This window comes from Acinetobacter johnsonii ANC 3681 (assembly GCF_000368805.1).
Lineage (GTDB): Bacteria > Pseudomonadota > Gammaproteobacteria > Pseudomonadales > Moraxellaceae > Acinetobacter > Acinetobacter johnsonii.
The window spans coordinates 1-20,517 of the sequence record NZ_KB849705.1; the positions used below are offsets into that span (position 1 = coordinate 1).

At 40.7% G+C, this 20,517-nt stretch carries 16 protein-coding genes, 1 pseudogene and 1 riboswitch; of the genes and pseudogenes, 8 read left to right on the top strand and 9 right to left on the bottom strand.

Annotation, left to right across the window (positions count from 1 at the left end; translation table 11 throughout):
• Positions 1–142: 142 nt before the first annotated feature.
• The 5 genes from F946_RS04285 to F946_RS04305 form a co-directional block, all read right to left on the bottom strand.
• Entirely contained in the window at positions 143–703 is a 561-nt protein-coding gene (locus F946_RS04285; RefSeq protein WP_004979501.1) for a lytic transglycosylase domain-containing protein, read from the bottom strand.
• Positions 704–1,210: 507 nt separating this feature from the next.
• Complete coding sequence (locus tag F946_RS04290) at positions 1,211–2,410, bottom strand: acyl-CoA dehydrogenase family protein (RefSeq protein WP_004979502.1); 1,200 nt, start codon at positions 2,408–2,410, stop codon at positions 1,211–1,213.
• A gap of 17 nt (positions 2,411–2,427) precedes the next feature.
• Positions 2,428–3,714: an acyl-CoA dehydrogenase family protein gene (locus tag F946_RS04295; RefSeq protein WP_171065398.1), complete on the bottom strand. Its 1,287-nt coding sequence runs from the start codon at positions 3,712–3,714 to the stop codon at positions 2,428–2,430.
• Positions 3,715–3,945: 231 nt separating this feature from the next.
• Complete coding sequence (locus tag F946_RS04300) at positions 3,946–5,319, bottom strand: ABC1 kinase family protein (RefSeq protein ID WP_004979504.1); 1,374 nt, start codon at positions 5,317–5,319, stop codon at positions 3,946–3,948.
• A 157-nt stretch (positions 5,320–5,476) separates the two neighbouring features.
• The gene (locus F946_RS04305) at positions 5,477–5,782 is read right to left on the bottom strand and encodes a hypothetical protein (protein ID WP_004979505.1); all 306 of its coding nucleotides are present in this window, start codon (positions 5,780–5,782) and stop codon (positions 5,477–5,479) included.
• Positions 5,783–6,008: 226 nt separating this feature from the next.
• On the opposite strand from F946_RS04305, the gene F946_RS04310 reads away from it, so the two are divergent.
• The 8 genes and pseudogenes from F946_RS04310 (at position 6,009) to F946_RS04345 (ending at position 15,034) form a co-directional block, all read left to right on the top strand.
• Positions 6,009–6,398: a lysozyme inhibitor LprI family protein gene (locus F946_RS04310; RefSeq protein WP_004979507.1), complete on the top strand. Its 390-nt coding sequence runs from the start codon at positions 6,009–6,011 to the stop codon at positions 6,396–6,398.
• 105 nt (positions 6,399–6,503) lie between these two features.
• Positions 6,504–7,514, top strand: coding sequence for a 50S ribosomal protein L3 N(5)-glutamine methyltransferase (gene prmB / locus F946_RS04315; RefSeq protein ID WP_035326804.1), 1,011 nt, complete (start codon positions 6,504–6,506; stop codon positions 7,512–7,514).
• Positions 7,515–7,529: 15 nt separating this feature from the next.
• On the top strand, positions 7,530–8,621 hold the full coding sequence (gene aroC, locus F946_RS04320; RefSeq protein WP_004979510.1) for a chorismate synthase: 1,092 nt from the start codon (positions 7,530–7,532) through the stop codon (positions 8,619–8,621).
• A gap of 259 nt (positions 8,622–8,880) precedes the next feature.
• Positions 8,881–9,681: a hypothetical protein gene (locus F946_RS04325; RefSeq protein ID WP_004979511.1), complete on the top strand. Its 801-nt coding sequence runs from the start codon at positions 8,881–8,883 to the stop codon at positions 9,679–9,681.
• Positions 9,682–9,930: 249 nt separating this feature from the next.
• Positions 9,931–10,017: riboswitch (glycine riboswitch) on the top strand.
• A 132-nt stretch (positions 10,018–10,149) separates the two neighbouring features.
• Positions 10,150–11,394 carry a D-amino acid dehydrogenase gene (locus F946_RS04330; protein ID WP_004693024.1) on the top strand — a complete coding sequence of 415 codons (1,245 nt, stop codon included), beginning with the start codon at positions 10,150–10,152 and terminating at the stop codon, positions 11,392–11,394.
• A 182-nt stretch (positions 11,395–11,576) separates the two neighbouring features.
• Positions 11,577–11,804 (top strand): hypothetical protein, encoded by a 228-nt coding sequence (locus F946_RS04335; RefSeq protein WP_004979513.1) that lies wholly within the window; start codon positions 11,577–11,579, stop codon positions 11,802–11,804.
• 255 nt (positions 11,805–12,059) lie between these two features.
• A pseudogene (locus tag F946_RS04340) lies at positions 12,060–13,489 on the top strand (diguanylate cyclase domain-containing protein).
• Positions 13,490–13,543: 54 nt separating this feature from the next.
• Positions 13,544–15,034, top strand: coding sequence for an amidase (locus tag F946_RS04345; RefSeq protein WP_004979519.1), 1,491 nt, complete (start codon positions 13,544–13,546; stop codon positions 15,032–15,034).
• A gap of 55 nt (positions 15,035–15,089) precedes the next feature.
• Here the strand turns inward: F946_RS04345 and F946_RS04350 are convergent, their stop codons facing one another.
• From F946_RS04350 to F946_RS04365, 4 genes are all read right to left on the bottom strand, one after another.
• The gene (locus F946_RS04350) at positions 15,090–16,244 is read right to left on the bottom strand and encodes an MFS transporter (protein ID WP_004979522.1); all 1,155 of its coding nucleotides are present in this window, start codon (positions 16,242–16,244) and stop codon (positions 15,090–15,092) included.
• 141 nt (positions 16,245–16,385) lie between these two features.
• The gene (locus tag F946_RS04355) at positions 16,386–17,147 is read right to left on the bottom strand and encodes a 3-oxoacyl-ACP reductase (protein WP_004979525.1); all 762 of its coding nucleotides are present in this window, start codon (positions 17,145–17,147) and stop codon (positions 16,386–16,388) included.
• 173 nt (positions 17,148–17,320) lie between these two features.
• A complete protein-coding gene (locus tag F946_RS04360; protein WP_004979529.1) occupies positions 17,321–19,261 on the bottom strand; it encodes an esterase/lipase family protein in 1,941 nt (646 codons plus the stop codon).
• Between the two features lie 133 nt (positions 19,262–19,394).
• A complete protein-coding gene (locus F946_RS04365; RefSeq protein WP_004979531.1) occupies positions 19,395–20,474 on the bottom strand; it encodes a zinc-binding metallopeptidase family protein in 1,080 nt (359 codons plus the stop codon).
• Between the last annotated feature and the right edge of the window lie 43 nt (positions 20,475–20,517).

Below are 20,517 nucleotides of genomic sequence, written 5' to 3' on the forward strand. Positions count from 1 at the left end.
TAAATAATATAAATAAAGAATTATTAAGAGGGAAAAATAAGAAGAAGTAATCAGATGAAAAGAGCTGGAAATAAGCTATCTATAAGGGCCTAAATAGTAAAAAGCCAGCATTTGCTGGCTTTTATGTCTTATTTACAAGAAGTTATAGAGCATCTTTTAAGTTTTCTTGATGTGCTTTAACCTGTTTGGCATATTTCTTTCCTTGACGCTTCATTTTCCAGCTTGAATGGTATCCTGTTGGACCGACATTATAATAAGCCAAAGCTTTGGGCCAACTTTCTGCTTTTTGGTTATAGTTAGCTAGAATATAGGTGCCACAATTAATATTATTAATTTCTTCAAATAAATCGCCAGGGCAGGTTTGTTGCCAATAGCGTGGGATGACTTGAGTAAGTCCAATAGCACCAGCAGGGGAAACAGCATAATTTCTATAACTTGATTCTTGTCTTATGACTGCTGCAACTAGTAATGGATCGACATTATAACGATCTGCACTTTGTACAATCATAGGTGCAATACGTAGTGCTGTAGTTGCTTCAACAGCATATGCTTTTTGAATGCCACTGGCTAATTTTGCTGAACGCTTTTCAACGGAACCGCCACCAAGTGATGTACAACCAGTAAATATTAAAGTTGTTGTTAAAACTAAAACAGATTTAGCTTTAATATGAGATGTTGGCAAGTATAGTTGATAATTCAGCAAACTGTATATCCATTGGTATAATGTCTGAGAAGATCATATTGAGCTGTGCAATTACAGTCAAGTTGAGACAGAAGGGACTATTTTATGGTTTTGTTAAATCCGTACTTTATTTAAGCTAAATAGAGGCGATTAATCGAAATCCTAGATTTTATGCTGTGAGTAGACCTGCTTGCAAAGATAGTTTTGTCATATAAACCCATCGTATTTAGCTTCTTTATAGATGATTGCATGGACAAGTCAAAGAAATTCCTCTTGCTTATAGAAAATAGCCTAAGCAGCATCTACATTAGTAAGACTTGCTATTCTCCAAATATTAAATTTACTCAATAAATCTAAGTTCTGCGATAGTGATACGTTTTTTGAAGCCCAACAAATAAGTTCAGTCGTTGTTAGATAGTATGAATCTAAGTCCAACGCTTTCTTATTTTACATTACTTTCAATGTGAAGCCATGATTCTTTATTTAGAGAAACCATGGCTTCAACATCTCTGAATGGGAGGCTTTATATTATTTCAATTCGCTAGATGACTTTCCTAGTTCACGGCGTGCGATAATGAGCTGCTGAATTTGTTGCGTACCTTCAAAAATATCTAGAATTTTAGAATCTCTTGCCCATTTTTCCAAAAGCTCATCTTCGTTGTAGCCGACCGTTGATGCAAGTTCGACGCACTTAAGGGTAATTTCATTACAAATTCGGCCAGCTTTGGCTTTTGAAATGGAGGCTTCTTTTGAGTTTGGCTTTTTGTTATCTGCCATCCATGCGGCTTTTAAGGTCAGTAAACGAGCCGCTTCCCATTCGGCTTCCATACGATAAATTTGGCTCGCAATATGAGTCGTTTGTAAGGATGGGGTTATATATTGAGGATCTAAGTAATCGCTGAAGATATCTTTAATGCGTTCTAGTGAGGCCTTGGCACAGCCTATAGCCATGGCTGCAACGAGCGGACGGGTATTATCAAAAGTTTCCATCACGCCAGCAAAGCCTTTAGCAATGTCAATTTCCGCATTTCCCAGTAAGTTATTGGCTGGTACTCGGCAGTCGATTAAACGAATAACTGCTGTATCAGAGGCTTTAATTCCTAGCTTATGCTCTAACCGTTCCACTGTCATACCGGCAGTTCCTTTAGGAATTACAAAAGATTTGATGGCTGAACGACCTAATTTTTTATCTAGAGTTGCCCAAACGACGATAGCGTCGGCACGGTCACCTGAAGTCACGAAAATCTTTTCACCATTTAAGATGTAATCTTCACCATCTTTTGTTGCTGTGGTGCGAATAGCAGCAGAGTCCGAGCCACAGTTTGGTTCAGTGATTGCCATGGCTGCCCATGTGTTTTTGAAACGCTCTAACTGCTCTTCATTGGCAACAGCTGCAATTGCTGAGTTTCCCAACCCTTGGCGGGGCATTGATAGAAGTAAAGCGGTGTCTCCATAACACATTTCAATTACACTTAAAGCGGTAGAGAGATTCACTCCATTTTTATTGCCTTGTTCATTGGTGCCCCGCTTACCGACAGCAGCACCCGCGTTCATACCTTCACCGCCTTCATTCATACCATCGACCAAAGATGCCAGCATATCCAGCTCTTTAGGATAGCTGTGTTCAGTTTTATCGTATTTTCGGGAGATAGGGCGAAGTACATTGATGGCAACTTGGTGGGCTTGATCAATCAGTAATTTAAATTTTTTAGGGTTTTGTAAATTCATGCTAGTTCTCCTTTTTATTATGCATGTAGACCAGAGTGTACAATTGCTGTCGCACGTAAATCACGATACCAACGCTCAACAGGGTGTTCTTTGGTGAATCCGTGCCCACCTAAAATCTGTACACCATCGGTGCCAATTTTCATGGCTTTTTCAGCACAAAGTAAACGTGCTAAATAGGCTTCACGGTGAAATGTCTGCCCAGATTCAGCGAGACTTGCGGCATTTAGAATGAGCATACGCATGGCATCAATTTCAATGGCCATATCAGCAATCATAAAAGCAACACTTTGACGATGTGAAATGGGTTCACCAAAGGCGGTACGTTCATTGGCATATTCAATACAATATTTTTTGACCGCCTCACATGTGCCGACCGCCATTGAACACCACATTAAATTGCCGAGGTCTAAAAATGCCGTGTAGTTGAAATCTTCATCACCTAAGCGTAAAGCAGGGGTTTGATTAAAAATTAAAGTTGCTGTTTCCGTTGCTTTGAGCCCCATAGCGGGAGATTTTTTAAACTGAATACTTTCATCCCGTCTGAGAATAAAAACTTCAGTTTGAGCATTAAGTTCAGCACTGACAAGGAAAATATCTGCACTTTCAGCCAATAGTACCAGTGTCTTTTCACCTTGAATAAAATATTGACCATCACGTGAAATGGCTTTGGTTTTTAACTGGTAAGGATTAAAAGCAGGCGTAACTTCTTGAATTGCAAAGCTAGCGCGAATGCTACTGTCTTGCGCAAAACTGTTTAAATATAAAGCTTGTACTTGCTCCGAACCCCATTGCGTAATGGCATTAATTACACTAAAGGTAGAGAGCATACCCGCGGCTAAACTAAAGTCACCTTTGGCCAGATGCTCCGCGATAAGCACATTACTCAGAATATTTTTCTCAGCAGCGACACCACCGAGTGCCTCAGGCAAAGCATAAAAGTTCAGACCTAGCTCTTCGATATATTGCCAAAGTTCTGTTGGAAAAGTTTCATTTTGATCGGCACTTGCGGCTAATGGGTAAAGTATATCGGCGGCAAACTGTGACATGGTGTCGATGGTCATTTGCTGATCTTCTGAATAGCTCAGATCAAATAATGATTTTTCTTGATTGTTGAGCCGTTGTTTATGTAGATCTTTATTGGCTTTAAAGGCTTTTTGTGTTTTTGATAGAGTCTTATAGCCCGCTTTTGAGCCTTGATAAAGCGATTTCTCCATAAATTTTCTAAGTTTTAATTGGTCAAGTACGTCGCTACTTGCCATTTTTGTGATCAGTGATAAGCCAAATCCCTGCGCCTTATTTACCATATTTGTCATTATTTTCATCCAGCAGAATTATTCTGTGGTTTTATGCTGACATAGCGGCACACGAATAACTATGTCATGACTGACATGATGTATTGTCAAAGATAAACGGTATGTGGCGTATTTTAAATTATTCTAATATTTTGTTTTTTAAGTTTTTTATTGAATCGTTTGGAATTGAAATGATTGATCAATTGACCAAAATGACATCGCGTCATTTTGGTCAATGTACTTTTAGATAAATTTTTTCACCATTGCGCGAACATTAGTTTTCGCTTCAATCACAGTCATAAAGGTATAAGCACCGATGAATTTACGGCTGATAAACATAAATTCTTTCGGTGGAACACTAAAATAGCGAGACGCCATCGACTTTGAGGCTTGTTGCATTACACGGCTATGAAGCTGACTGGCTTTCCAGTCATAAGCAAAGTGTTCATCCATAACACCAGCAGGTAAGTCTGGGTTGTTGCTTGGGCTGCTGAATGCTTCAGTTGCGAGTAAGAAGACTTTAGCCATATCGGGTTTAATGCTTTGAGGGATAGAGTCGAAAAACTCATAGCCTGTCATCGCTTGAACCATTTCTTCACTACTATGATTAAACCCAGCATGAATGAGCTTGCGTGCAACACCAAGTAAGTGTTCATCAAACTGTCGTATTGCGCCGAAATCAAGCAGAACGATTTTGTCCAAGATGTCATTGCCATTACCTAAGCGAACGAGGTAATTACCAAAGTTCGGGTCGGTCTGCATTTCACCCCATTCAAAAATCTCACGTACCGCAATTTCAAGTGATGCTTCGCCAAGTTTGTTGCGACGTTCTTGCGGCAGAGACAGCATGACAGGGCTGTTAATCGGCACGCCACGTTCAAATGTCATACACAATACTTGGTCTGTGCAGTAGCCATCTATAATTTGCGGCACGATGTAGCGTGGGTCTTCTTTTAAGCGAGCAGCAAAGCGGCGTGTGGTTGCAGCCTCAATTTTATAATTCACTTCACGGTGCATCATCTCACGAACTTCATCGAACCATTGGTCGAACTCGCGTGTTTGCGGCACCATACGTGTCAGTTTAAGCATGTTTTTAAACAGGCTCATGTCTGAGTCAATGGCTTCAGCAACGCCAGGATATTGAATTTTCAATACCATCTCTAAACCATCAGACTTACGCGTTGCACGGTGGACTTGTGCCAGTGATGCAGTGCCCAGTGGCTCATGATCGATGGTTAAATCATCTAGTTTAGAACCCAACTGGTTGTGCAGTTGCTGTTTTATCGCAGGCCACGCTAAAGCGACTGTTTGGTTATTTAAAGTATTTAAGGCTTGCGTGATTTCTTCAGGTAGAAAGTGTTCACCATAAAGTGCCATCATTTGGCCAATTTTGACGATAGAACCTTTAAGTTTGCCTATTTCAGAAACAAGATAATCGGCCTGTTCTTTCATTGCTTTTTTGCGTTTCTTTTCTTTTTCTTCTTCGCTAGAAAACATAGTTGTCGCATTAGACGCAGCCCAACGTGTTCCAGCAAGCAACGAAGCTTTGGCAATCGATAAACGACGATCCATAGAGGAGGTTTTCAGTTGTTTAAGCTTATCGTTGTGATCTGACATAATTCAGTAAAATCCTTTCATCAGCAAGGGCAGCATTTTAGATTGTAACGGATAATATCGTGTATTCACGTATTAAAAAAGTTCAACTTGCTGAATCTCGAGTTAAAAAAGGCCATAAGTGTTAAGCAACCATCTAAATAAAGCCTAATCGGGATTGTTACATGCGAAATTTTACTTTAAGGGTATTTTTCTGAATCAATTCATCTTTATGCATTTGTATGTGTTGCAGGATCATTTCTTGTACCGGTTGGTGCATAAACCCATGTGCATAACCTTTAACAATGATGATGCTCGGTAGGCTAAAAAAGAAGTATCGAGCATCTTCAATAGTTGCACATTCATAGATCCCTTGTTGCTGTAACAGCTTTTGGAAATAGGCTTTTTCAGTGGCGACATGATTGTTTTCGGTGTCATTCCAATAGCGTTCACGCATCGCCATTAAATTGTTGTGTTTATAACTCATAAATTTGGGGAATATTGGCAGAAGAACTCACCTTATAATAAGGCTGTTTGATCAGGTTTCAATGCAAAGCCTGTGACTTCATGTAAAAAGCTGTGCGGTGGAAATTTTATAGAGGGCTAGTATGTTCATACAAAATAGGATGTTATATTAAAGCGCTGCAGCACGCAGATGCTGTGAATGATTAGATTAAAAAATCAATGAAGAAAATTTGCTTTGGGGAAAGGAATTGAAACAAATATTCAGTGCGTTGCTTGTTGTGGGATTATTCAGTGGTTCAGCCTATGCAATGGGCCCAACTAAAAAATATGAAGCATGCATGAAGCAAACTGGCAATGTCTTGAGTGAAATTGATGCATGCATGAGTAAAGAATATAAAGTACAAAAGAAACGCTTAAAGAAAGTATTTAAGCCGTATTTAGCGAAGGCTCCTGCAGAAGAGCAAGGACTGGTTAAACAGTCTCATCAGCAATGGCTGGCGCAGCGTGATCAGATTTGTAATAACAAACCTATCGTGAAAAATGAAAAGACTGAATTACAGCGTATTTCTTGTCTGATGCAAATGACGCAAACCCGTGCAGATATGTACGAAGCACGTACAGGCAGTATCAGCAAATAAGAGCAAAGCGTATGAAAATGTGTTTGCCGTGCATCAAAACATTATAAATCATAGAAAAACAGGGTATCATAAGGCGTTTTTATTATGACCTTGGAGACGCCTTTAGTGGATCGCCCGACTATTAGCCCTGAACATATACAGGAAGCCGCTGAAAACTTAAGCACAATTCGTGATTTTATCCGTTTTGGAGTGACAGCATTACGTCAATACGATGCACATTTAGGTCAAGGTACAGAAGACTATTTTGCTGAAAGTTCAGCTTTGGTTTTACAAACTTTATCTTTAGATTGGAATGCGGATGCTGAAATCTTAGAGTCGAAGCTACTACCAAGCGAAAAAACTGAGTTTTTAGCATTACTTGAACGACGTATCAATGAACGTATGCCAACATCATATTTGTTGAATTTGGCCTATTTTGACGGTAAACCATATTATGTCGATGAACGTGTACTGATTCCACGTTCACCGATTGCAGAATTGATTCAAAACCGTTTTGCACCTTATTGCTTAGGTGAAAATGGACAAATGGGTGAAGCAGTCAATAACTTGCCAGAAAACCCGAATCCAAAAACGCCACAACGTATTTTAGATATGTGTACGGGCTCAGGTTGTATCGCGATTGCTCTGGCTTATGCGTACCCAGATGCCGAAGTAGATGCAACAGATATTTCTAAAGAAGCTTTAGAAGTGGCTCAAATTAACTCGGAACACCACGACAAACAGTATCAAGTGGCTTTACTTGAGTCTGACCTGTTCTCCAAAATTCCTGCTGAAAATCAATATGATCTTATCGTGTCGAACCCACCTTATGTGGACGCTGAAGACATGGCAGATTTACCTGAAGAATTCCACCATGAACCAGAATTGGCTCTGGCAGCAGGTCAAGATGGCTTAGATTTGGTTCGTAAAATGTTAGCTCAAGCGCCAGATTACTTAACTGAAGATGGTCTCATCGTGATTGAAGTGGGTAATTCTGAATGGGCAATGCGCCAAAACTTTAATACTGTTGATTTTTACTGGTTACAGTTCCAAAAAGGCGGTACAGGAATCTTTGCATTGACCGCTGCTCAATGCCGTCAATTCCGTGATTTATTCATTCAATCTGTTCAAGCATAAAAGGAGTCGTTAGACATGGCAGGTAATAGTATAGGGCAACTCTTCCGTGTAACGACTTGTGGTGAATCTCATGGTGTAGGCTTAATGGCGATTGTGGATGGTGTTCCACCGGGCCTTGAGCTTACAGCAGACGATTTACAAAAAGATTTAGACCGTCGTAAGCCGGGCACTTCTAAATTTGCGACGCAGCGCAAAGAACCTGATGAAGTTGAAATCATTTCAGGTGTGTTTGAAGGTAAAACAACAGGCACACCAATTGGTTTATTGATCCGTAACACCGATCAAAAATCCAAAGATTACGGCAATATTGCACAAAGCTTCCGTCCGGGACATGCGGACTATACTTATACACAAAAGTACGGTTTCCGTGATTACCGTGGCGGTGGTCGTTCAAGTGCGCGTGAAACGGCTATGCGTGTGGCTGCGGGTGCAATTGCGAAAAAATACTTGGCTGAAAAGTTTGGTATTTTAATTCGTGGTCATGTGACCCAAATTGGGACTGAAATTGCGGAAAAATTGGATTGGAATGAAGTACCTAATAATCCATTTTTCTGTGGCGATGTCGATGCCGTACCGCGTTTTGAAGCACTTGTGACTTCATTGCGTGAACAAGGTACCAGTTGCGGTGCAAAGCTTGAAATTTTGGCTGAAAAAGTGCCTGTAGGTTGGGGTGAGCCTGTTTTTGACCGTCTAGATGCTGACATTGCCCATGCCATGATGTCTATTAACGCGGTCAAAGGGGTTGAGATTGGGGATGGTTTTGCCGTTGCTGGTCAGTTTGGACATGAGAGCCGAGATGAGTTAACCACTGATGGCTTCCTTGCGAACCATGCAGGGGGCATTTTAGGTGGTATTTCGAGTGGCCAAACTATTCGTGTTGCAATTGCGCTTAAACCAACAGCATCTATTACCACACCGGGTAAAACGATCAATATTAATCGTGAAGACACGGATGTATTAACTAAAGGTCGTCATGACCCTTGTGTGGGTGTGCGTGCGGCTCCGATTGCAGAAGCAATGCTTGCGATTGTTTTAATGGATCACTTTCTGCGTCATCGTGCTCAAAATGCAGATGTCGTTGCACCATTTGCACCGATTGAATACTAAAAAATTCTCTTTATATTTAAGAGAGTACACATTAAAGTCAGACTTCGGTCTGACTTTTTTTATTTGCGTATGAGAGCTAATCTTAAATGTAAGAAAAGAGTTATTGGCATATTATGTGCGCTATGGCTATCACGATACTCATCAAACAGCATCTTACCTATTAAGTGCCAATGTAGGTCAACCGTTGATGAATCTTCATTCGGTCTTACTGAGTAAGAAAATTTAGAGAGTTAATTTTTAAAAGAAAAAAGGAAGGGGGATGAGTAAAAAACTAAGCACTGTAAGACGGGGCACCATTATATTTTTATCACTACTCACAGTTTTGGTTATTTCATTGTTGATATACGGCTACGACAGTATGCATGACCCTGAAAAAGTTAAAGCGCGCTTATATGCTTGTGGAAAATTTGGTGATCAGCACATGCTCATTGATAAGCAGTATTTACTTTTTGGCAGAGTGACTTATCAAGGTGTGAATTATTGGGGGAAAAATATCAAAGAAGAACACGAGGCCAAAGGTTGTGGTGATCAAATTCAACATATTGCTTTGAAAGTGAGATGGCCTGAAATGACAACGTCGAGTGAAGGCTTTAGACTAGGTTCTGAGTATAAAAATGATATCAAAATCGCATTAAACCAACGTTCCGTTTGGAAAGAGGAGTGGGGAAGTAAAGACTTCTTTAATTATTTTGGTCAGTTAAAAAGAAAATTAAGAAAAGGAATGTTTTCTTCTGGTGGAGAAGAGGTGAGTGAAATATGGATAGATGAAACAAAAACATTTAACTCAGATTTGGGACTCTATGAAATAGAGGTTAAAAGTGATGACGGTGTTGGAAAAAGGGTGTATTGGCAGGAGCGTAAAGGTAAAGGGGTAAGTCTCACTATTGTATGTCTTTATTTTAAGGATGGTGCAACAAGTTGTGAATTTAATACACATCAGCCCAATTATGGGTTTAATACGAGTTATATCACTATAAAATTTCATAGTGAGTTACTGCCGCATTGGCAAGAAATTTATCAAGATGCAGAACAACTCATTCATTCTTTTAATACAGGATAGAAACAGAATGAAGCATCTTAAGATGTATAAATCATCACTATTAAAAATGTTTAGATGATCTTAGGATAGCGCTAATGTCCGACAGCACGTGTCCTTTTTTGAAGCAAAAAGATAGTCATGTAAGCCAGTATAGTGCAACGTTTGTCCTAAGCTGAGGTTGTGTTCTATAAAAATAAACGAAAGATAATACTTTAAGAGCAGTTTCAAATCGGATCATTACATGGTATATAAATTGCTCATAGAATAATAAGCATTATTGCAGGAGAGAAATGTTCTGCATTCGCCGAAGGAGCAACGACCCCGGAAACTCTCAGGCAAAAGGACTGTAATAATGAAAAAACTCTGGAGAGAAGTGTTCAATCACTCACCGAAGGGGATGGTTTAAAACGTCAAGGGATGTTTTAGGTCGAAGCTCTCAGGTACACATGACAGATGGGGTTGACATCAAACAATAAAAAGGAGGTGTCTATGTGTCATGTCGTTGTCATTGGTGCTGGAATTACAGGCGTCACAACTGCATATGAATTAAGCTTACTTGGTTATCAAGTGACCGTTGTTGATCGTCATTTATTTCCTGCGATGGAAACTTCTTTTGCAAATGGTGGACAACTGTCTGCATGTAATGCGGAAGTTTGGAACCAAAAATCGACAGTGCTGAAAGGCATGAAATGGATGTCTCAAAAATCTGCCCCTTTATTGCTCAATCCTGCGTTTAGTGTGCATAAATATGCATGGCTGATGGAATTTCTGGGCAATATTAAACATTATGAGGCTAATACCCACGAAACAGTACGTTTGGCTTTATTGGCTCGTCAGCGCTTGTTCGAAATTGCGGATAAAGAGTCAATCGACTTCAATTTAGAAAAACGTGGTATTTTGCATTTTTATCATAATAAACAAGATTATGACGTTGCCATCCGAGTCAATGATTTACTCAATAAAGGTGGACTTGAACGTTGCGGCGTAAGCAATGAAGAAATTAAGCAAATTGAGCCGACACTGACCGGCGATTATTATGCTGGATTCTATTGTGAAGGCGATGCGACGGGTGATATTCATAAGTACACCACAGGTTTGGCTGAAGTCACCAAAAAGTTAGGTGTGAAGTATCGTTTTGGTATGGATGTGACAGATATCGAACATTTAACTTCAGGTGTTGAAGTAAAGTTACAGCCAAGTTCAGAGAATGTTGAACTGCTTCCAAATGAAGTGGAAATGTTGGCTGCCGATGCTGTTGTGGTTTGTGCAGGGGTGGGTAGCTATCAATTGGCTGAATTGGTCCAAGAACGCGTCAATGTTTATCCTGTAAAGGGATATTCGATTACGGTGATGTTAAATGACGAAGAGAGTCAGCAAAATGCGCCGTGGGTGAGTTTGCTGGATGAAAGCGCGAAGATTGTAACTTCACGTTTAGGTAAAGATCGTTTCCGTGTTGCGGGTACTGCTGAGTTTAATGGCTATAACCGTGATATCCGTGCAGATCGGATACAACCTCTTGTTGACTGGACCAATCGGAACTTTAAAGTTTCGACAGAGCATGCAGTCCCTTGGGCGGGTCTTCGCCCTATGATGCCGAATATGATGCCTGTAGTTCGCCGTGGAAAGCTAGAACGTGTGTTCTTTAATACAGGACATGGGCACTTAGGTTGGACGCTATCAGCGGCAACTGCGGCAATGATTAGTCAGGAAGTCGCGACAGCGTATCCTGTTTAATTCGAGTGCACCCTTGGAGGGATAAAAACAAGCTTGCTTTGAGCTTGTTTTTATCATTTTTGTGCAATGATGTTATAATTCTGCCTTAATTTCAAAAGATTGCTCACAAACGAATACTTTAAACTTGAGCAAAAATAAGTAGTATTGTTTCAAGCAATTGATGACTAATGTGAAGGTGCATAATGATTAACATGAAAATGGCTTTGGTGGTTTTAGCTTCTGCAATGATGCTGTCGCTTGCTGCGTGTAGTGATAAAAAACAAGAGACTGAACAAACGTCAGTGGAAAGCTCAGCAACTGAAACACCAGTGACCAATATAGAAGTTAGTCCAGAGATGATTGATGCTGCACCTTTAGAGTCTGAAGAAGCGGGTGCATCAGCACCAGCGGCAGCGTCTGAAGCGAAATAAGTCCAAAGATGATAAAAGCCTCCCAATGTGGAGGCTTTTTTTATGGGTGAGAGTGATATCAGCATTTAATCGTAAATATTTAGATTCAGGATATAAATCAAAAAATCATATTGAAACCATAACGAACAATCGATAGAGTTTATTTAGTAAATATTGTCAATCTGTGATGATTTTCATCAATGCATCGTTTGCAAGCAAAGTGACAGTAGAAAACATGATGTTTAATCATAACTCATGTAAAAATGAGGGAATATTTTGTACGCAGTTAAGCTCACAGAAGTATCGTTGAATTTTAACAGCATGGCCGAGCATGTTTGATTGTTGCTGCGGTGATTTTTGTCTGCTGTTTGCTTGGGATATTCACTCGGCCGATTGCATATTTCGCTTATTTTTGGCCAGCTAATGCAGTATTGATCGGCTTATTTTTACGGTTTAAGCCACTCAGAAATGTCGGTGGTTGGTTGGGTGCTTTTATTGGTTATATGTCGGCAGACTTAGTCACTGGGAATCATATTGAGCTGACTTTGGCTTTAACAATCGCCAATTTTATGACGGTAGGCGTGTCTTTATTCTTTATCCATTATTTACAAATTGACTATCGTGCATATAACAAAGGCTTAAATTTTCTTTATCTTTTCTTGGTTTGTGTTTTTCTTGGGTGCTTTTCCAGCGCGATATTTGCCGTTGCGGTCGTTCCGTATATGCCACACACCTTTATGAGCACGCAAGACCTTTGGGCTGAGTTTTATATTTGGTGGACGGGGGAAGTTCTCAATTGTATTTCACTTTTACCCCTCATGTTGACCTTTCCTGCAGCGAAGAAATTAAAGTATCTTTGGAATAACCGTAGACAATGCGAAACCCAGTTTGTCGATGTTTTGCCCTTACTCTCAGTTTTAATTTCTGTGGCATGTACTCATCTGTTCTTTGGTCCTGGTGCCTTACTTTTCCCTTTAGCAGGGCTGATTTGGGCGGCTTTAAGTTACAACTTATTTTATGTGAGTATCATTAACAGTTTGGTTTGTTTTGTGACGTATCATAGTTTAACGACTTATTATATTTCACGTACAGCAGATAACTTCTTGGCCACTTCTATTTCGGTGCGTATAGGGCTGTGCATGTTGATGATTGCACCTTTACTTTTATGTATTGTGAGTCGTAATCGTCATGATCTGTATAAAGAGGTGCTCTATCTGGCCAACCACGATCCCTTAACTCATGTGGGAAATCGCCGTTTTTTCTTCACTCAAACTGAAAATTTATTGAAGGAAAATTTGGTTAAATCGATGAGTATCATTGTGCTAGATATTGATCACTTTAAGAAAATGAACGATCAATATGGTCATTATATTAGTGATGTATTACTACAAAGCTTTGCCACGACGGTTAAAAGTAATTTGCGTGAACAGGATCTATTTGCGCGTATGGGCGGTGAAGAATTTGTGGTGGTGTTAAATAATACCACTGAAATTGAATCGCAAATCATCGCAGAACGTATCTGTCGTGCTGTCGCTACTTCAAAAACCCAAGTGGCGCATGCGGTTTTGAGTATGACGGTGAGTCTTGGTATGGTGCATCAAGTTTTACCAACTCACAATAGTCTACAGAGCTTGTTAAATCGTGCTGATCGGGCGTTATATCAAGCCAAAACTTTAGGACGCAACCAAGTACAACTTGCCTCATAGGTTAAAATTTAGTAAAAGTATAAAACAATAAAAACTATAGATACTTGGATAAAAATGAATTTTTCTGAATACCTTCGTTATGATGGGCTGGGTTTGGCTGAGTTGGTTGCACAAAAACAAATCCATCCCGCTGAATTATTACAAATTGCAATTGAGCGTAGTCAGCAAACCCATTCTGCTTTAAATGCGATTATTATTCCGATGCATGATTATGCCAAGAACAGAGCGCAAAATGCATTGTTTGGTCCATTTGCTGGGGTGCCTTTTTTAGTAAAGGATTTATTTCAAGAATATGCAGGTTATCCAACCTCTTATGGATGCCAAGCATTTAAACGCACAGGCCATATTGCAGAACATAATGCAGAAATTGTAAACCGTTGGGAAAACACAGGCATTTTAACTTTTGGCCGTACCAATACCCCTGAGTTTGGTATCAAAGGCATAACAGAATCAGATGCTTGGGGAGCCTGTCATAATCCTTGGAATTTAAAACATAACAGTGGTGGCTCATCGGGTGGTTCCGCTTCTGCGGTGGCCGCAGGAATTGTTCCGATTGCAGGTGCGGGTGACGGCGGCGGGTCGATTCGAATTCCTGCATCGTATTGCGGTTTATTTGGTTTAAAGCCAAGTCGTGGACGTACGCCGTGGGGCCCAGATATGAGTGAGGCAATGCACGGCGCTGCGATACAGCATGTATTGAGTAAAAGTGTAAGAGACAGTGCAGCGATGTTAGATGCAACGCAGGGTGCAGAGCATAGTTCACTGTTTAAAATTGAACTGCCCAGCCAAAGCTATTTGGCCTGTCTACAGCAGCCTGTAAAAAAACTTAAAATTGCATTTAGTACTCAATCGCCTATCGGAACCCCAGTGTCTAAAGATGCAATTGATGCTGTACACCATACCGCACGTTTGTTGGAGTCTTTAGGGCATACAGTGGTCGAAGCACAACCTGAGATAGATGGTATGTCTTTGGCCAGAGACTTTATCACGACGTGGTTTAGTCAATTTTCTTATATGTTAGAGCAGATCAAGCAACACGTTCCGACCACAGCAGGAGATTTTGAGCTGGATTCTTTAGCTTTGGCTGCCTTTGGTGCGAAAACGACTGCGCTAGAATATATTCATAATCTGAATAATTGGGGCGTGTATGTCACCAAAATGAACCAATTCTTTGATCATTATGATCTTTATCTGACTCCTGCTACAGCCTCAGTCGCACCCAAAAATGGGCAAATTTCTACCCCATCATGGCAAAAACCAATTTTAAAAAGTTTATTAAAAGTCGGCAAAGCACATCTGTTGGCACAAGGAAAACTGGTCGATAAAATTGTGAAAGATAATTTGCGATGGGTACCTTTTACGCAGTTAGCCAACATCACAGGTTTACCCGCGATGTCTGTACCTTTGTATTGGAATGCTGACAATCTTCCGCTGGGTTCACAGTTCATTGCGCCTTTTGCCCGTGAAGATCGGCTCTTACAGTTGGCTAGTCAGCTTGAACAGGCCCAGCCATGGTTTCATAAATATAGTGAAATCAAAGTTTAGAAAGCTGATTAATGAAACTGCTACAATTTATGCGTGCAGATCAGAAGAGAACTTTTTAAGCTTGAACTTCTTTGGGTAAGTACCGAACAAAACCTAAGCCCAGTAACACAGCACAGCCTGCCAAAATAAAAATAAGTTCGCCTGACAGGCTGTGCCAATAATGTCCTGCAAGAATACTTCCAGATGCTACACCCAGTCCCCACATAGTGCTATATAAGGCTTGACCACGTCCTTGTTGTCCTAAACTAAAGTTTTGGAAAATGATACGCATGGCGATGAGATGAAATAAACCAAAGCTAAAGGCATGGATAGTTTGTGCTAAGAACTGGATCGCGAAAATTTGTGGAAAAGAACCGACCATAAACCAGCGTAGCGCCGTGAGGATCAGACAAATAGATACCATTAATCGCCATGAAAAGCGTTTGAAAAAAATGTGAGCAATGGCAAACATAATAATTTCGGCCATGACACCGACAGCCCACAAAAAACCAATTTCTGTGGTTGAGTAACCGGCTTGTTTTAAGAAGTTGCTATAAAAACTATAAAAGGGTGCATGTGAAAAAAGCAGAATAAACTCGATACCGAAAAATGCAGCGACAACGGGGTTTTTTAAAATAGGTAACAATGGCTCGAGCTGCCCTTGTGAATTGGGGGCAGTGGTCGGTTCTTTGATGCTAAATGACCAAATAAAGGCCAAAAAAGAAATACACAGCAATAAAACTGGCAGCATAGAGATGGGTAAAATTTCTAATAAGGCTCCGATACCAAAAACCCCGACAATAAAACCGACCGAGCCCCACTTTCGAACTTTTCCATACAAAGCACTGCGTTGTTCCGCGAGCCAAAATAGAGTTACGCCTTCAAACTGAGCCAGAATGGCGTTTTGGAAGAAGCTAAAGATCAGCATGAGCAGGGCGATCGCCTGAAAGGAGTTTGGAATGATAAAAATCATGAACCAAATACAGGCTTCCATCCACGTTGCAACTCTGACCAAGAGCATCCGTTTCCCTGATTTATCTGCAATCCAGCCCCAAATAAAAGGAGCAAAAAAACGGGTAATGATCGCAATTGAGGAAAGGATACCGATTTCACTGTAGTTAAAGCCTTGATCTTCGAGATACAGGCTCCAAAACGGCATGAAGGTGCCTACAATGGAATAATAAAAAAAGTAAAAACCAGCCAGTCGGTGCCGAATGGGGACAGAAAGCATCGTACTGTATTCCTTTGTTGGGTGAGCAAATTTTGAAGAAGACTTGAGCCTAAAACAAAGCTTCAAGTCGATGAAGCTTCGAGAATTTTTAAAATGGATTGTTTAAATCATGCTTATTCAGAGTTCAGGGATTAAAGCTCATTAGCCTTTGACTAAACCACCATCTACAATCAAGTTTTGACCTGTCACAGCACAAGAATATGGTGATAAGAACATTAAAATGGCTGAGGCAAATTCCTCAGGCGTAACTACACGACGTAGTGGTGTTGCACTTGCGATGTAATCAAAAAATTCATTGGGCGTGCTTTTGCTAGCATCAGTGGTTTGCAGTAAACCACCAGAGAGCATATTGATATTAATGCCGTATTGACCAAGTTCATGCGCTGAGGTACGGGTAAATGCCAATAGTGCAGCTTTCGCTGTGGTGTAGTCATGATAAGGCACCACAGGGTTCTGCACCAGATTGGTTCCGATGTTTACAATGCGCCCAAACTGACCTTGTTTCATACCTTCAAGTGCTGCTTGGGTAGTATTCAAAACGGCTTTAACTGCACCTTCAAATTGTTGTTGCATGGTTTCCCAGCGTAGCTCATGAACTTTTGGGCGGGCCTCACCATTAAACTCGAATTGAATGAGCGCATTATTAATCACGGCGTTGATATGCTGTCCAAAATGCTGAAAGCTTGCGTCAAACATACTTTTGACTTGTGCACTGTCTGTAACATCAGCTTGGTAGATAAAAACCTGTTCGGGATACTGCTGAGCTAAGGTTTGCGCTGCTATTCGGCTGTTCAAATAGTTCACGACTACACGAGCACCTTCATTGATTAAGGCGTGTGTAATCGCAAGACCTAAACCGCGTGCGCCACCTGTGACCAGTACAATTTGATTTTTAATGTGCATGATATTTCCGAACAGATAAATGTATGTATTTTTTAGATAAAGCAAGTATATCAAAACCTTTCCATGCGCTAGGTCTTAAAACTACTGCTTTTCAAGTTTTCAATGCTCATTTAGCTGGGTTAGAGTATTCGGATAAAAATCTCCAAGCAGTAGAGCATTTTTATTACTGTTGATCATTGAGCCTGAGTTTGCTCAAGGTGTAGCCTCAAAATACGACGCAATTCTAATAATGTTTCTGCTTCCTCATGCACCGAATGGTTGCCTTTAATGATTTTTTCAGAGACAGCTTGTTCTAAATGTGAACTTGAATAGGGCACAATACCATCGCTCATGTCATGTATGGCATTGGTCTGACGGTGATTGCCAATAATAGAATGATAAGGAACTGTGGACACAGGCATGATGTTACTGGTCAAAGCCATAAAGCGTGACTTTGGACTTAAGTCGTCGGGGCCAGATTGCACCATGCCTTTGGTGCTAGAGCTACCATTGAGCTGTATATCCACTTGGTTAAAGAAAGTGATCGGCAACTTGACCATTTTCTTCACCAACTCCATGTACCAGCGGTCAGACAGTTCACTACCACGGTGAGGCGCGGCAATAAAAATTGCACGTCCAATGGGTAAATCAGGATGAAATTGAAAACGTTCTTTGATTACGGGGTATTGTTGTAATCGGGTGTATTGCTCATAGTTTAACAGTGGAATCACTTGCTCAGAAATATCGTGCTCACTAATCAGTAAGCGACTTATGACGCCGCCCATACTATGTCCAATCAGCACGGCGTCACTGGCCGAGCGAGAGTTGGGTTGAACTTGTGCAAAGGCTTGTTTAAGTAGTGTATGAATCTGATAGCGGCTTTCAACAATCGGCATATTGGTTGAATAGAATACCTGCCATACTTGAAAGTTTTCCCGTAAAACTTTATCCCCCAAAATGTTATTGGTCAGGTTGACCCAAGTTTCAGGGCTGCTGGCGAGACCATGAATAAGTACAATCACTTTTTTATGTGGTTGGTAGGGTTCAAGCATATAGACATGTGGCATACGCAATCGCTCAGTTTTATCGAGCAAGGTTAAGTAGCCTGTTGAGCCCAGTTTATTTTCTGCCAGCCAGTAGGCAAAAGGCACAGAATAATTCGCTGTGAGAATGTATTTTTGTTGATGTATGTCTACATACTTTTGCGTATAAGGATTAAACAGCTCAATCTCAAAAATGGCTTTGCCATTAAGCACATCTTCAATGCTGCTTTCAGGGTTTAATGGCTGTGCCGCTGCGGTTACGGACAAATAGCGTGCAGGATGGATATTGGGATTGGTTTGATTTTGATAAAACGATATCGGGTCAAGGATAAAATCATTTTTATGAATAGGATCCGCTTCAGCCACAACCACAAACTCTGCGCCCAGACCGTCTTGACGGTTGACTTGATAAAAACCCGAGAAGTTTAAATTATAACTGGATTGAACTCGGTCAATGGTTTTACTTTTCAGTTCAGGATAGTGTTCTAAATTTACAATATATTGACGTTGTTGAACGTTGAGTTGCGCGGGAACTTGTTGAAAAGGCTGCGTACGGTACGCCGTGGTAATTAAACGTGACAAAGCGACATTGTAAAAAGTGCGGACATGCATTTGTCTTTGATCAAAAACCCGGGTACTTGGGCTTTCTTGCATTTTAAATAAATACACATAGCTATAACGTAAACTCTGGTCGAAGGCCTCAAGGCTTTGTTCTAAGCAGTGATTATTTTCACTATGTGGCTGTGCGTGGGTACAGTTGCGTTGTTTTGAGAGCTCTAAAGCTTGAGCTAAATACAGTTCACTTAAAGCGGCATAGCGTTCATCTGCAGCAATATCCGTTTGTGTGTTTAAGCGCTTCAAACATGTTTCAAACTCAGCGGTGCATTGCTGTGGCGTCAGGCTGAGTAGTTTGAGTAAGCTGGTGGTTTCCGCACTCAATTGGTCGTGGGTTAAGATATTTTCAGACTTGCTACGAATAGCTTGATGGATGTTATTTTCTTTGACTTTGACCAACTGGCAGGCCGGCAATAAAACAATCGTTAGCCCTAAAATGATTGGTCGCGTGAAAGCATGATGTCTCGTTAAAAGCATAGTTTTTAGCACGGACGTTATCTATATAGGCTAAAGATGTCTTTCATTTTAAGATAATTTCTAACGAGTTACATCCAAATTCGGTCCGATCTTTTGTGTCCCTAGACATAACTTAAGAACGCTTATATTCAGCTCAAGAAATTTGGCGAGCAAAGGCTTTGCCCAAAACATGTTTATGTATAAATCGTAATTTATCGAGGACTGGTCCTGAGAGCGTAAATGGATAAGCATCTTCTAAACCCATACTGCGATTTAACGCATTTAAGTTAAAAGTCAGTGTCATCCACTGTTTGAGTAGTACATCAAAATCTTGAGCGCCGATTGGATTTTCATAAAAGCTTAAGTCATGGGTATCTTTTCGATTATTACGCACAATTAATCCTGCATAGTAAGCGGTTTCCAATGTGTCCATCATGTGTAAATAGTGTGCCCACGTTTCTGCCCAGTCTTCCCAAGGATGTGTGCTGGCATAAGAGCTGACATAAAACTTGTCCCAGTTTTGCGGTGCGCCATCTTCATAGTGGCGTTGTAGTGCTGCATTATAATCTTGACGCTCATCTCCAAAATACTGACGGAACTCGTCGACCAGCTCAGGATGTAGCGATTTAATGAGGTCAAAATAATAATGACCACTTTCATGACGGAAATGCCCCAAAAGCGTACGGTAGTTTTCACCCATTTTAATACGGGTCGTTTCTCTATAGATAACATCTGCTTCACTGGCATTGAGTGTAATGACGCCATTAGCATGTCCTGTCAGCACAGGGTGCTCTGGTTCAGGCATGAGAAAATTAAAACGGAGTCCGTAGCGATCATCATCGTTATATTTGGGCCTTGGCATAAGATTCAGGCGTTGCATTAAATACAGAAAACGCCGTTTAGCATGTTCGAGCCGTGACCAATAGACGATATGATCAGGGTTGTCGAGAGTAGGAATGGTATATGTGAGTACACAAGACTCACAGTAGATGTCGTTGCTCTCTGCGGGAATAACCCAATTACAGACTTGATGATGCTGATAGTTATAACAAGGCTTATAGCGCTTCGTCTGGTATTTTTCATTTAGCGCTAACCAAAGAACAGGGCTATGCTGTTCAAAGCTCCCCATATCTTTTTCTGATGCAATATAACCGAGTGTAGTTTGGCAGCTCACACATTGTGAGTTGGCAAAAAAGACTTGGTTTTGACAGGATGCGCAACTAAAGAATTTCATCGGCGGCTATGTCTTTGGTGAGCTTTTAGAATCAGTATAAAGG